General features: G+C 41.0%; 13 protein-coding genes and 2 pseudogenes. 10 read left to right on the top strand and 5 right to left on the bottom strand.

The window, feature by feature from the left end; all coding sequences use genetic code 11:
* The first annotated feature begins 46 nt into the window (after positions 1 to 46).
* The 3 genes from KQI79_RS15160 (at position 47) to KQI79_RS15155 (ending at position 2,351) form a co-directional block, all read left to right on the top strand.
* The gene (locus KQI79_RS15160; RefSeq protein ID WP_155609851.1) at positions 47 to 940 is read left to right on the top strand and encodes a class I SAM-dependent methyltransferase; all 894 of its coding nucleotides are present in this window, start codon (positions 47 to 49) and stop codon (positions 938 to 940) included.
* Between the two features lie 175 nt (positions 941 to 1,115).
* Positions 1,116 to 1,307 (top strand): metal ABC transporter permease, encoded by a 192-nt coding sequence (locus tag KQI79_RS28025; protein WP_306437000.1) that lies wholly within the window; start codon positions 1,116 to 1,118, stop codon positions 1,305 to 1,307.
* Between the two features lie 129 nt (positions 1,308 to 1,436).
* Entirely contained in the window at positions 1,437 to 2,351 is a 915-nt protein-coding gene (locus KQI79_RS15155; RefSeq protein WP_216539094.1) for an NAD(P)/FAD-dependent oxidoreductase, read from the top strand.
* Between the two features lie 106 nt (positions 2,352 to 2,457).
* Here the strand turns inward: KQI79_RS15155 and KQI79_RS15150 are convergent, their stop codons facing one another.
* Positions 2,458 to 2,670, bottom strand: coding sequence for a hypothetical protein (locus KQI79_RS15150; RefSeq protein ID WP_216539093.1), 213 nt, complete (start codon positions 2,668 to 2,670; stop codon positions 2,458 to 2,460).
* Between the two features lie 31 nt (positions 2,671 to 2,701).
* On the bottom strand, positions 2,702 to 3,412 hold the full coding sequence (locus KQI79_RS15145) for a GAP family protein (protein ID WP_055109555.1): 711 nt from the start codon (positions 3,410 to 3,412) through the stop codon (positions 2,702 to 2,704).
* 88 nt (positions 3,413 to 3,500) lie between these two features.
* Here KQI79_RS15145 and KQI79_RS15140 point away from each other — a divergent pair, with 88 nt between their 5' ends.
* From KQI79_RS15140 to KQI79_RS28285, 7 genes and pseudogenes are all read left to right on the top strand, one after another.
* The gene (locus tag KQI79_RS15140) at positions 3,501 to 4,094 is read left to right on the top strand and encodes a TetR/AcrR family transcriptional regulator (RefSeq protein WP_095397584.1); all 594 of its coding nucleotides are present in this window, start codon (positions 3,501 to 3,503) and stop codon (positions 4,092 to 4,094) included.
* Positions 4,095 to 4,491: 397 nt separating this feature from the next.
* Positions 4,492 to 4,623 (top strand): GrpB family protein, encoded by a 132-nt coding sequence (locus KQI79_RS28470; RefSeq protein ID WP_373872046.1) that lies wholly within the window; start codon positions 4,492 to 4,494, stop codon positions 4,621 to 4,623.
* 814 nt (positions 4,624 to 5,437) lie between these two features.
* On the top strand, positions 5,438 to 6,034 hold the full coding sequence (locus tag KQI79_RS15130; RefSeq protein WP_196427080.1) for a TetR/AcrR family transcriptional regulator: 597 nt from the start codon (positions 5,438 to 5,440) through the stop codon (positions 6,032 to 6,034).
* A 193-nt stretch (positions 6,035 to 6,227) separates the two neighbouring features.
* A complete protein-coding gene (locus KQI79_RS15125; RefSeq protein ID WP_230192068.1) occupies positions 6,228 to 8,333 on the top strand; it encodes an MMPL family transporter in 2,106 nt (701 codons plus the stop codon).
* 243 nt (positions 8,334 to 8,576) lie between these two features.
* A pseudogene (locus KQI79_RS15120) lies at positions 8,577 to 9,933 on the top strand (ISNCY family transposase).
* A 220-nt stretch (positions 9,934 to 10,153) separates the two neighbouring features.
* Positions 10,154 to 11,013: pseudogene (locus tag KQI79_RS28290) on the top strand (transposase); the annotation flags it as partial.
* The gene (locus tag KQI79_RS28285) at positions 11,002 to 11,421 is read left to right on the top strand and encodes a VanZ family protein (protein ID WP_356710800.1); all 420 of its coding nucleotides are present in this window, start codon (positions 11,002 to 11,004) and stop codon (positions 11,419 to 11,421) included. The pseudogene KQI79_RS28290 and the gene KQI79_RS28285, both read left to right, overlap by 12 nt.
* Before the next feature lie 351 nt (positions 11,422 to 11,772).
* Here KQI79_RS28285 and KQI79_RS15110 read toward each other — a convergent pair whose 3' ends face one another.
* From KQI79_RS15110 to KQI79_RS15100, 3 genes are all read right to left on the bottom strand, one after another.
* The gene (locus KQI79_RS15110; protein WP_007130949.1) at positions 11,773 to 12,033 is read right to left on the bottom strand and encodes a hypothetical protein; all 261 of its coding nucleotides are present in this window, start codon (positions 12,031 to 12,033) and stop codon (positions 11,773 to 11,775) included.
* 172 nt (positions 12,034 to 12,205) lie between these two features.
* On the bottom strand, positions 12,206 to 12,874 hold the full coding sequence (locus KQI79_RS15105; protein ID WP_216539092.1) for a DUF6431 domain-containing protein: 669 nt from the start codon (positions 12,872 to 12,874) through the stop codon (positions 12,206 to 12,208).
* 900 nt (positions 12,875 to 13,774) lie between these two features.
* A complete protein-coding gene (locus tag KQI79_RS15100) occupies positions 13,775 to 13,993 on the bottom strand; it encodes a hypothetical protein (RefSeq protein WP_007130946.1) in 219 nt (72 codons plus the stop codon).
* Positions 13,994 to 13,996: the final 3 nt, after the last annotated feature.

The following is a 13,996-nucleotide window of genomic DNA, read 5'->3' as shown; positions in this document are numbered from 1 at the left end:
CATAAGCTGAAATCCATTTAAATTAAGAAATGAGGTGTTTACCTAGATGATCGAAATCTTACGCAACGAAGCTGCTTGGGAACAAGCTTGGAAGGACGACCAAACGACAGGTGTAAACTTGATGAAATCAGCAGGGATCGAGCCGAGATTCACTTTTGGCGCCATCGCGGCCCAAAACTACAATGAGCAATCGTTCAACGATGAAGGAAGAAGACGGTCAGCACGTATTATCGGCTGGTTGGAAAATCAAGGCGTAAATTTTAATGGCGCCTCTGTCCTCGACATCGGAGCGGCCTCTGGAATATTTTCTATTCCCTTTGCGCAAAGAGGAGCAGATGTGACCGCCGTTGAGCCGTCGCTTCCGTTCACAGAACTATTGGAGCACAACAATCAAAAATGGGCCGACGGTAAGGTAAAGATCGTGCGCGCAGCCTTTGAAGATATGGATACGAAGACATTAGGCTGGAACCAAGCTTTTGATTTTGTCTTTGTGTCAATGTGCCCGGCGATCACAGACTGGGAGATGGTGGAGAAAGTGATCAGCTGCGCTCGAAAATTTTGTTATATCAGCTTGGCAGCAGGTCCTAAAGAACACAGCCTCACCCTTGAAATATTACCGCTGTTAAACCATTCATACAACAAGCATCAAAACTCCGAGATGATGTATTTGCTGCAGCTGCTTTATCTAAAAGGGTACGCCTTTCATTCACTCGTCACAAAAGAAATGAAAGCCAGGGTTGTGTCTCGTGCGGAAGCCATTCAAGAGGTTTTACATTGGCTTAACTTTTACAATTATCCAGTAGATGAGAATACGCAGGCCATCATTGAAGATTATCTGGATCAAACTTATCCTGGAAAAACGATCCCAATCAAACAAGGAGGGCGCTTCGGCAAAGTGCTCATTCAGTTAGAAGAGCAAAGCATGTTTAATTATTCATGAGGATGAATCAACCAAAGCGCCTACATCAGATGAGTTCCCGCATAAGGGACGCGTTGTACGAAACAATGGCGGTTCCGGAAGTGCGGGAATTTTTGATCCAGATGGGCATGATATTCAGGCGGATGAAGAAAGAGGCGTGTACTTTGATTGTGTTTGCCTTTGAAAAACAACACTTATCATATTAAATGGAATGGTCATTGCGCTTGTTGGCATGTTAAGTGGTTTAGTCGCTTCTTATGAATTGGGTACACCACCCGGCGCTTCCATCACATTAATTTTAATGTTGATTTTTTCAGTCATAACACTTGCAAAGTACATGTTAGATTACTTGAAATTGGATAGACTATTTAATAAAAGTCAAGTCTAGAATGAAATATGCAGAAAATGACAAATCGAGTTTACGCCGTAGATTTGCCATTTTGAAAATAAGCCCATGCATTATACTGAGTAATCACTTCTCGTATGGAAAGTTAAACGAAGTGGGAGGGAGTTAATCATGAAGGAATTTGATGTTGTTATTATTGGAGGAGGTCCTGCAGGTTTAAGTGCTGGACTTGTACTAGGACGTGCTAGAAAGAAGACATTGATTATTGATGAGGGCCAACCGCGTAATGCAGTGACTAGAGAGGCTCATGGCTTTTTAACACGTGATGGCGTTAGCCCACATGACTTTCGAAAAATTGCGAAAGAACAGCTTCGCACTTATCCATCGGTTTCACATCTGGAAGATATCGTCAGGTTGATAGAAGGGGAAGATGGACAATTTTTGTTGGAAACTGTTTCGGGGGTGAAGATAGCCGCTAGTAAACTGCTGTTTGCTATCGGAATGAAGGATCGTGATCTTGGCATACCAGGGTTGGCAGAGGTCTATGGTAAGAGTGCGTTTGTATGCCCGTATTGTGATGGCTGGGAACTAAGGGATCAGCAATTAGTTATCATAAACAGAGGAGCGACATTAATGCATTTTGTCCCATTGCTTTCTGGATGGTCGAAGCAGTTAGTAGTTTGTACAAATGGTCCCGATGAATTGAGTGAAGCAGAACGTGAAGAATTGCGCGCACATAATATCCCGGTATTTAATGCACCAATACATTCAATCCAATCAAATCAAGGCATGGTAAGCCATATCAAGCTTGAGGATGGGACGGAAATTTCGTGCACAGGGATTTTCTTCAAGCCGGAATTGGAACTTGGATCGGATTTGCCAGTTGCCCTTGGTTGCCGGATGTTGGATACTGGAATCATTGAAGTCGATGAGTTTGGAAAAACTAGTGTACCTGGTGTTTATGCAGCAGGGGATGCAACTACACACTTACACCAATCTATTGTTGCAGCTGCTTCAGGTGCTGTATCCGCAGCTGCAATAAACGGGGAATTAAATCAAGAAGAATGGCGGAAGAGCAACGTTTGATTGAATAACCATGAACACTTTACGAGCCTTCCTCACCCAAGTATCATGCTCATAGAATAAACTTCAAGGGTGAGGAATAACTATGAGATCTTCAAGACATAATAGGTTAGTCAACTTTATCCTTTATTTTAAGAGAACCCACACCAATAATTGCTCCCAATATCACTAAAATTATACTGGCTATTATTTCATATCCTTGCAATGCATCGATGTAATTGACGAGAAACCAACTTGGTCCCCCGCCTGCCAATCGATTTATGATACCTCCAACTCCCTGAAGCAATAGAAGTAAACTTGCACCGCTTGTAATCTCTTTCATAACGCTACATCTCCTTTTTACATAACGAATATCAAGATAGAACTCCCCTGATGCCAATATTGAATAAAATCGCCCCAATAACTGCCACTCCGACTAATACAGAAGACAACGGAGCTTTTACTAATTTTGATCGCAGTTGTTCAAGCTGATTCATTATCCAGTTTTTACATAGTATAAACACGATCAATAGTAAGATTGAAGGAAGTACCATAATCGCGTTATAGCCAAGTAAAATGCCAATGGACAAACCCGTATGAAACGCTAAACCATCCATTAGTAATATCGAGTAAAAATACGGTAAAGCTGTGGTAAACTCAATCGCAAAGACAATAATACCGAGTATGATCATTCCTCTTATAGACACTTGCGTAGGTAACCATTCCAAAAATCGGGATTCCATCCCTTTTTTAGGCTTATAAAAACTAATGAGTACAAAGGCGACTCCAAGTATCGTATAAAACCAACTTGAAATTTGATTGTTCGCCATGCTTTCTATAATACCAAGAATCGGCCCAACTCCGAGATAAACCAAGATACCCATTATAAAATAGCAAAATTGTGTCGAAAATAAAAAAACGATCAATCGCGATGCTGTTTTTTCTTTTTGTATGAGAAGGATATAAGCTGTAATCGCCAATACCCCGGGGCTTAAAATATCAATGACAGCACAGAGCACAATAATGAGGAGTGCTGTTGTGAAATCTATGTTGGCAGGAATTAATGATTCAATGAATTCAATCACCTAAACATCCTCCTTATTTATTTATTTCGCGCACTGTGATAAAATAATAATAACACAGTGTGTTAAATAAGACAAGAGGTGATTTGAAGTGCCGAAAATTGTTGATCATGATCACAAAAGAAAGCTCATCGCTGAAACGGCTTGGAAAATTATTGAAACCGAAGGTATTGAAAAAGCATCTATCCGCAGAATCGCATCTGAGGCTGGAATGTCTGCCGGAGCATTGAGACATTATTTCTCAAACCAGGATGAGTTACTATTATTTATCATGGATTATTTTCTTGCTCGCGGGAAAGAACGGTCGAAGAATAAATCATGGTCACAAGACCCTTTCATTGCGGTACAGGAAACGTTGTTAGAATTGGTTCCTGTCGATCGGGATAAACAAGCTGAAGCTGGCGTATGGCTGGTTTTCGTCATTCGTTCACTTACAAGTGCAGTTTTGAACACGAAAAAAGATGAACTCATCGAAGGAGAATACATTTTAATGGAGGCACTGCTTGAAATCTTGATAAAGGCAGGCTATGTAAAAAAAGACATAGATATTGAAATCGAAAAATTAAGGCTTTCTGCAGTCATTGAAGGTTTATCCATACATGCTCTATTAAGACCGGATATATTCACCATTGAAAAAACGGAACAAATTATTACTCACCACTTAAAAGAACTTTGCAACCAATAAATATTAAGTTAACATTTGATTCGAAATAAACCTTGTTGAAGAAATCGACAATGAAAAGAAGCAGGTCCCACTATAAAAGCCGAAGGAGTCAAAAAGTTTTTTGTCTTTTTCTAAAAGTCTTCCAACGAGTATCGAGTTAAGCGAACCAATAGCTGCTGACGCCGTTTAAAGGGTCGAGGGCAAGGTATATGCTTTGGCTTACATATACGCTTGTGGTATATTAAAGAGTTCTGCGATTCCATATCTTATCTGAAAGAAAGCGGTGTGGAATATTTGACACCGTATCGTGACCATTCGACAATGGCATCTGCCAGTGAGGAAAGGCTTCAGAAACGTTTCGAGCAAGAGGCCGAACGAATTCGTTCAATACTTGGCAACAAGGTTCTGCAATTAGAGCATGTTGGATATACTTCGGTGCCGGGCCAAGCCAATCATCGATATGTTGCTGGTAGTAGAGAATTCAGCTGACGAAACGGCCTACGTTTCCGACTTTGAGGAAGAAGGGTACACCCGTCAAAAACAAATGTAGCCTACTTTTTCAAATGGCCGATGACGTGACGGAGTCCCTCTAACAGCACTTCGTTTGTTGATTTGAATCCCTTCTCTGTGGAAGAATGGATCCGAGAGAAGAGGTTGACGGGTTGCTTCTGCGGGGCGTCAAACCGACTATTTCCGTGACCGAATAACCCTTTTCAATCTTGTAATCTTTACTCGAGCTGTCTCTGACCTGCCCCAACGCTTCGAATGCTCGACCATACGGTTTGATCACATCGGAGTCGTCCTCCAGAATTAACGCGTCCTCATCAAGTGCATTCACCATTTATTTCGCATAGCGGGTGGTGAGCGACGGAGACGGTCGTTGCAGATTCTGACTTAATCGATCAATTGTATTCTTTACCTGAATGAATTCATTCAAGGCGACTGCGATATTTCTAAGAATCACACTTTTGGACTTCAACAGACAGTAAATGGTTTGGGTAATAAATTTGGATTCGACTTGACCAGATTCGGATACCAGGTCTTTTGCAAAATGTATCGTTTCCCGTTTTGTTACATACACATCTGTGGTGGAATGGAACATGTTAAAAACCCCTAATAATTTACATTTTTGTTTAGATTAATTTTGGCGGTACTTAAATTATACCAATCAAAGGGAGGTTTTTTGCTGTTTTCAGGTAATATTTCTCACTTTTCATCTCTGTTTTGGGGGATTTTCTTAAGATACACACCTCCGTAATTACATGCCATCCATTTTTGCGGAAACTCAATTAATTAAATTGGTTTACAAGTAGATTTATGCATGATAAAATATATATTATTCAAAAATGAACGGAGGTTCACGAATGCAATATTTAAAAGAGGAAATTAAAAAACGAATCTTAATAGCTGCATTGGATGAATTTAAAGAGAAGGGTTATTTAAGTGCATCCGTTAGAAATATAGCCAGTAACGCAGATACTGCATTAGGTACAGTGTATAAATATTTTAGGAATAAGGAGGATTTGTTTAATTCTGTAGTAGAATCGGTTTATAGCGATTTGTTTGCTACGATCAATAAAATTATTGTTGCTGATGTTAACCCTAATGAAAAATTGATTGAAATTAAAAATAGGATTTTGGACATTTTTAAAGGAAACAGTAAAGAAGTCTTAATTCTTTTCGGTAAGAGTAAGGGATCTAAATATGAGAACTTTAAAAACGAGGTCGTGGATGTTCTTCATAATATTATTCAAAAAGAAATATTCTCTCGTTTTGAAGATAAAAGCATTGTGAAAGAACCATTTATTTTCTATGTCCTATCAACAAATTTTGTAGAAGGATTATATACCATTTTAAAGACTCAAGAAGATGGGGAAAAAATTAGCATCCTCATTGACCAGTTGATGTTTTTCTCATTTCACGGTACTGAAAGCCGATTTAAAGAAATGTCTCACATTTAAATAATGTGGATATTTTTTTGAAACAAAAATGAACAATCGTTCATGGTGTTTATTTTATCAATTTGGTTGTTTTAGCACATATACAGACAGGAAATACAGGAGGAGATTACATTGGCAAAGTATCTTTATAAATTAGGAAATTGGTCAGCAACACATAAAAAAAGCGGTACTTTTTGGCACTGTAGGAATTTTGATGATATTAGCAGTATTAGTACTGAGTTTAAAACCATCTTTTCATGGAGAACTAACTATTCCCAATACACCTGCGGAAAAAGCAGCCAATTTGATTAAAGGAGAATTTGCAGGTACTTCCGAACAATCAACTGTAAACATCGTATTTAAAGCACCAGATAATAGAACGTTGGAATCAGAGGATGTCCAAAGCAAAATTACGGAAGTACTTAATGAAATAAGTAAAGATTCGAAAGTAGCAAGTGTTCAATCACCGATAGAGCTGAACAACTTAAATGAAGATAAAACAATTGGTTACGCACAAGTTACGTTTGCGTTAGAAGCTGACAAAGTGTCAGAAAAATCGAAAGAATACATTTTGGATAGTATTGAAATAACAAGAGATGCAGGTATTCAGACAGAAATAATGGGAGGAGATATTACCTTCTCTAGCATACAGTTTGAAGGAATTTATGAAGTAATTGGAGTAGTGGTTGCATTTATTGTATTAGCAATTACTTTTGGTTCATTTATTGCAGCAGGCTTACCAATTCTTATAGCGGTATTAGGTTTAGGAATTAGCTTATTAGGTATTATGATTGGTGCCTACTTTATTGATTTGAATTCTATTTCTATAATTCTAGCAGCTATGTTGGGTTTAGCGGTAGGTATTGACTACTCACTATTTATTATTACACGATTCAGACAAGAATTGGCAAAGGGACATGCCATCAACAATTCAATTTCAATAGCCATAGGAACATCTGGAAGTGCTGTAGTATTTGCAGGTTTGACTGTTATTATTGGACTATTGGGTTTATCTGTAGCTCAAATTCCATTCTTAACCCTTATGGGTGTTTCAGCCGCTATTAGTATACTGGCAGCCGTGCTTATTTCGATTATTACTTTACCAGCAATTTTAGGTATGATAGGCCACCGATTGTCGCCTGCAAAGGAAAGTAGATTTTGGCAAAAAATCAATGGTCAGAATAGAACAGACGAAGAAAAAGCTAATAGATGGGGGAGATTGGTTACTAAACATCCTATCATTATATCGCTAGTATCCATTGCATTCCTTGCAATTCTTACAATTCCTTTCTTCCATATGAATTTGGGGCTACCATCTGATGGAACAGCTAAATCAACGGAAATGACGGAAAGAAGAGCATATGATTTACTAACGGAAGGGTATGGAGAAGGCTTTAATGCACAATTAGTTGTTGCTGCAAAAGTTAGTAAAGTAACAGAGGAAACACCTCAAGTTATTGGAGAAATAGTGAAAGAAATTAGTGATTTAAAAGATATTAAATCTGTATCACCACTTATACCTGGACCTTCCGGAGAAATTTTTATGATTCAAATTACACCAGAATCCGGACCGGATGATATAGAAACAAAGGATTTGGTAAATCTTATTAGAGACAAATCTAAAGAAACAGAAAAAGAACATGATATTGCATTAATGGTAACAGGTAGCACGGCTATGAACATTGACATATCACAGCAATTGAATGATGCTTTACCATTATTTGCATCCTTAATAATTGGTCTTGCTTATATACTCTTAGTAATGGTCTTTAGATCACTATTAGTACCGTTGAAAGCAGTAGTTGGATTCTTACTTTCATTAGGAGCAACATTAGGATTTATGGTATTTGTTGTTCAAGATGGGCATTTCATTAATTTCTTTGGATTTCCATCGGAATCTCCAATATTAGCCTTTTTACCTGTTATTACAATAGGGATATTGTTTGGACTAGCTATGGACTATGAAATATTCTTAGTTAGTAAAATGAGAGAGAGTTATATGCATACTGGAGATAGTCGTAAAGCTATTTTATATGGAATGAGAGACAGCGGTAGAGTAGTAACTGCTGCAGCTCTTATTATGATGGCAGTATTTTTCGGATTTATGATGAATCCTGATGCGATGATTAAATCAATTGGAATGGCACTAGCCTTTGGAGTATTCTTCGATGCGTTTATTGTCAGAATGACAATAGTACCTGCTGTAATGACTCTAATGGGAAAATCAGCTTGGTATATTCCGAAGTGGTTAGATAAAATTCTTCCTAATATAGATGTAGAAGGAGAGTCTATTACGCATAAAGAAAGAAATGAAGAATAAATCAAGAAAGTAGCATTCTGCAGCTTTCCAGAATGAAGACAAACTCCCGATGCGATGCATGTTGAATGTTGCTCACTGTTAATTAGTTACCCCTGAAAAAATCAGGGTTTTGATCAAAAATAAAAGGAATTCACTGCCTCAAAATGGAATTAGTTATTGTCCAGATAACCATCCAAAGGGGGGCCGAATTCCTATGCTTATGAATTCTTCATTGCCCCTCAAAATCCTTTTGAGGTGAGAAAAATGTTGAAACTTCGTGAAGAACAAATCACATTGTGGGATTCCATCATCTCTGAGAGCGTATGGTCGTTGCCTGAAGAACTGGCTAAAATAGATGCCTTGCTGGATGATGAACGTTTCATGCAGCCTTTTCTAGAGAAGCATCACACCCGAAGGGGCCGTCCGACCAAAGCGATTGAAACCTTCCTGCGTCTCATGTATCTGAAGCGCCGCTACAATTTCGGTTACGAATCCCTCGTGCAGGAAGTAGGCGACAGTCTGACGTGGCGGCGATTTTGCCGCATACCCATTGACGAAAAGATGCCTGATCCGACGACCTTGATCAAAGCGCGCCAGCGCTATGGCGAAGAATGGGTCGAACAACTCAATGAGCTTTTGCTTCAAAAACTGGATGAAGCGAAGGTGCTCAAACACCGGAAGCTGCGGACGGATACCACCGTAGTCGAATCGGATGTACATCATCCGACCGATGCGACCTTGCTGCAGGATGGCGTAAAGGTCATCACTCGCCTGGTAGGCAAGATCCGGAAAGTGGCGTCCGAAGCGACCCGGAACTTCGAGGATAAAAACAGTGAAGTGAAGCAACACATCCTTTCGATCGCCAAGTTGCTGCGCCGGCGCACGCAACAGTCATGGGACGAGCTCAATGCCATAACGGAGCAAGTCGTTGCGATGACGGAAGACGTATGTCAGAAATCAACAGCTGTTATGAATCTTACAAAGGATAAAGGTAAGGCGTCCGTCAAGGCGATGAAAGAGAAGTTAGGTGAAGCTATTACCTTGACCCAAAAGCTCGTCGATCAGGCCAAGCAAGTGGTATCCGGAAACCGCATTATTCCAGATCGGATCGTCAGCTTCTTTGATCCTGAAGCACGCCCGATCAAAAAAGGGAAGCTATCCAAGAGCGCGGAATTCGGATACAAAGCGCGAATCGATGAAACCGAAAATGGGTTTGTAACCGGCTATGAGTTATACAAAGGTAACCCCTCGGACGACGAAATGCTCGTTCCCGCCGTGGTACAACATAAAGAACGATTTGGCTCGGTGCCCCGTGCTGTGGCAACCGACCGCGGCCTTCGGCAGCAAGAAAAATGAATCGACCCTTGCAGAACTGGGTGTAACACGAATCAGCACCCCATTCTGAGGGAAGAAGAGCAAGAAACGTGCGGAACTTGAGAAACAGTTATGGTATAAAGATTTGCAACGCTTCCGCGCTGCAGGTGAAGCCAAAATCATTTTACTGAAACGCAGGTACGGTTTAAACCGCAGCCGGTACAGGGGCTTTGTTGGCTCAAAAACCTGGATCGGCTTGGGAATTTGGGTTCATAACCTCAGAAAAGCCGCTCAGATGATCAAATAAGGCAAAGAAATGGAATACAAAGGAAATATGTCCACCTGAAAATTTCAAGGAGAGTAGAGCGAACTCTAAATTCGAATTTTTCAGGGGTAACTAATTAGAAACGAAAAGTAATCCTGAATTTCGAACGTACAGCTCCGTGGAAACGTGAAAAGGGATCCAAATCTTTGGTAGAATGGTGTTTGACTGAAACACATCACCCAAAGAGAGGAGCACCTTTTAGGTGAAGTCTACCACACCCGTCAGCAAGATCAAGACTGAATTTTCCTTGGAGAATGCCACCAGCTTCGGAGGCATCAAAATCTTTCTGGAATACCTTGAGAAAATAAAGCTCTCCGAAGCGTTACGTGACATCTCTTGCGGCAAAGGACGAAATTCTCTCTTTCCGATTTACCGCATTCTGCTTTATCTCATCGTGGGTTGGATGCTCGGCTGCGAGCGGCTCTTTCATTTTCGCAAACTATAGCGCGACTAGCTTCTGAAGCGATTTCTTGGCGGGCGATGCCCACACCATACCTTGCTGTACAAAGAACTGATTCGATTGAGAACATCTTGTCCTAACTTGCGGTTCGAACTGCGAACGCTCAATCAGACCGTCATTCGGCCCTGCCTGCCGTCTAAACTTGTCCTTGATCTGGATTCGACGGCGGAAACCGTATACGGCGATCAAGTCGGCGCAGAGAAAGGAAAGAACCCGCACAAGCCCGGCCGCAAAAGCTACCACCCGCTACTGACATTTGAGGGGCAGTCTCGCCTGTGCCTGAATGACTTCCTCCGATCTGGGAACACGCATGCCTCTACGGATGCTGCTTCATTCTTAGACAACACGTTCGAGCTCCTTGGCGGACGTTCGGTGAAATATGCCCGATTCGACAAGGGCTTCGGCGGCGAGGAGTTCTATAGCCTGTGGGAAGGCAAGAACATCGGCTACGTCGGCAAGCTGAAAAGGACGCAGCGCCTTGCGGCGCAGGTGCAGCCTGCCGGTACTGGAAACGATTTGTCGATGAAGACTGGATTATCGAAGGGATAACGCTCATTTACAAAGCGACATCCTGGAAAAAGCCCCGCCGCGTGGCGATCATTGTAGTAAAACCTATTGGTTTTATTGATAGAATACAATCCATACTTGAAAATAGGAGTATCGGGATCTGGAACTACAATGTAGATCCTTTTCGAAGTATCTCAAGTTATTTCCGTTTTAAAACGACTCCATTTGCCTTCATAAATATTTTGGGTAATATTGTTACGTTCTGTCCATTAGGATTCTTAATCCCTACTATTTTTACAAAGTACAGGAAACTTTCTAAGACTTTGTTGATTTGTTTAATCAGTATAATTGGGATCGAGAGTTTCCAATTTGTCACAATGTTAGGTTATTTTGATGTTGATGATATCATTTTGAATATGACAGGTTGTTTAATTGGATATTTTGTTTATAGTGGGTTTAGAATATTAGCCAGGAAAATAGCTAAACCTGAATTTCGAAAGTAACAACTCTATGAATACGTGAAAAGGGCTCAAAATCTTAGATAATGGTGCTGGATGCTGAACACATCACATAGAGTGCGATTACTTGACTTTCATAGAAAAAGGGGTTAAATAACTCAACTGGATATAAGGACCTGCAATCAGGTATTAAACTTTTATAGCCGTCAGCTAGTCTGACCGCTAATCCGCGTAGATTTTTGCCCTGGAAACTTTGCTTCCACCGGGTTAGCATCTAGGTAAAAGAAACAGTACGCGAGCTAGAGAACTGATCTTAGTACGCATTATTTCATGAATAAAAATTGTAAATAGACTGTTGTACGGTCTTTTTTCGTTTATAGCGATTTGAATTCAGATTTAGAAGTCTGTTTTCCTATTACAAGCGTTTATTATACGCACATGGAGTTTACTCATTTGACTGATTTGTAAAGAAAATAAGAAATGCTGATGATCTTGCAGCATAAGGTTATCGGCATTTCCCGACGGTGTTTCATACTCGTGGCTTACAATTTCGCGCATGAGTGCCATTTGCTCTCCGGGATCCAATTTGCGGCTAACCAGGGGCGCAATCAAGCCGTAACGGAAGTTAGCCTCTTGCTGCCTTGCTTGCTCATCCATGCAAAATCTCCTCTCCCTGTGGTCTATGAGAGTATCCCATAGACGCTAGAAACCAGGGAGGGCGCATATTTTGTGGGATCGGGAGGGCAACTTGCCGTCCAGGCGATTTTTAAAGCGATTTTGGGGGCGACTTTCGCTTGCCGTGCTCCTTGGCGGCGGATGCTGAAGGAATTTATAAGCGTGATGCTGCAGGTAACCCTGCATTTAGAAAAGTCCAATAGCCCCGTCTAGATGCGCCAGCGGGGATGAATCGGGATAACAGTTTGTTCAGCCAATCCAGTGTGTCCATTGGCGTTGGATTCATCATGGTGGGGTAAAGGCGGAGCATATCTTCGTCTACTCCCCCGGCAATGAATTGCCCGGCAACCCAAAGTGCCGCATTTGCTGCGCGGTGCAAATGCCTTGCCCACCAGCGTTTCAACGTACGGAAGCTGTAACGGACGCTAGATGTTGTCGTGCTTTCTGCGATCTGCCGCCAAGAGAATCCCTTGCGCTTGCGCTTCAATGCCGCTTCTCGCACCCAAGTCGCATACCGGGCCCATGGAATCAGAAATTCCGGCAGAAGGGAAATCGTCTTATTACAAGCAGGACAGTACCAGCGGTAGATGGGGATCAGGATGACTTCGTGTTTCGTCACAACGCCTCGCCAATAACGACCGTGTTTATGGAGAAGCCGGCCGCAATCGTCACAGCAGATTTGGACGTCAGGAGATTGATTCTCGAAAGTGCGTAAATAAGCCTTGCAAGAAAGGCCGAAATAAAGTACTTTTGACATGATGAAGTGAATGCTCCCGGGGATCCTCGCCAAAGGTTCGGGAGCATTTTTCTTTTTAATCGACAATAGCCTAATCCCCCGTCAATGTACAGAAGGGATTAGGCTATTGTCGGCTGTTTATTCGGTTTGGCTCCGCCACACCGAATGGCGAATCCATGGTTTTTTTCCGCCAAATAATCAGGCGGCGAACAGCATATCATGATTTCAAACGTTTTTAATAATAGACAAACATGATATTGCTTTAGCATCTTTTCTGAAAGCTATGAAATAAAAAGAGGGAGGGAAGGGGGGCGAAATAACAAGAAAAAATGCCCGATGAAAAGAAGTTTTGAGCTGTGTTATTAAGGGAAGAAGAAAATTGAAAGGAGTATATCCGGGTTTGCTAAAGGACCTAAACCTAAGGTAAAGTATCCGGAATCACCAGTAAAATGAAAGAGCATAAGCTTACGCGTCCTTTTTGTCTCAAGAAGCATGCAAAATTGCAGTCTCTAGTTAGGTATCCTATCATGCCGCATATCTACTACGAGACCAGTTTGCCGCATAACCCTTGAACCAAGTAAAAAGGCCGTCGTTTCCGACGACCTCCCCCTGATATTTGATCATTGCTTGGTCTCCGATAAATTTAACCTATGATAATCTTCTATTTTGAAAATAGTTTAATGCTTGGTTATTTAATTATGATTATAGTGACTTCACTTCTTGCTTTCCTCCGACAGAAGTATTATTTGATAGGGAAATCTATGAAATGGTTATTCCGCACGAGATCAACCCGTTCAAAATCAGTACCCTAGAATCTGGCTACAAGGCTGGTATGAAGGAACGGTTTATTATAAGCATTAATTTTGCCGCTAGTAATCATTCGTTTTCAGTCATCCTTCATATCTCCTGTTAAGGTTCTGTCACAAGGATTGGCGGATCATAGTGGTACTAAACTGGGAAGAACCCGCAAAACAATTCATTCTACGTTTATATCATCGTCGTTGAAATGGATTTTAACATTTCAATCATTCTTTCAATAAAAATCGTAATGATAAAAGGACGATGATTCACGATACAAATCCATAATCCGTATCCAATAACAGATACAGCCCCAAAAACTGCTGCATCCCGATAAAGTCTCTTTCGAAGCAATCCCAACATCGGTAAACCTATCAAAGGCGCCAGCAGGATGTGAAGCATCAACATGTT

The sequence above is a fragment of the Paenibacillus sp. MSJ-34 genome (assembly GCF_018918005.1).
Taxonomy (GTDB): domain Bacteria; phylum Bacillota; class Bacilli; order Paenibacillales; family Paenibacillaceae; genus MSJ-34.
The sequence above is the reverse complement of the archived record's forward strand: the minus strand, read 5'-3'. Positions and strand labels throughout refer to the sequence as shown.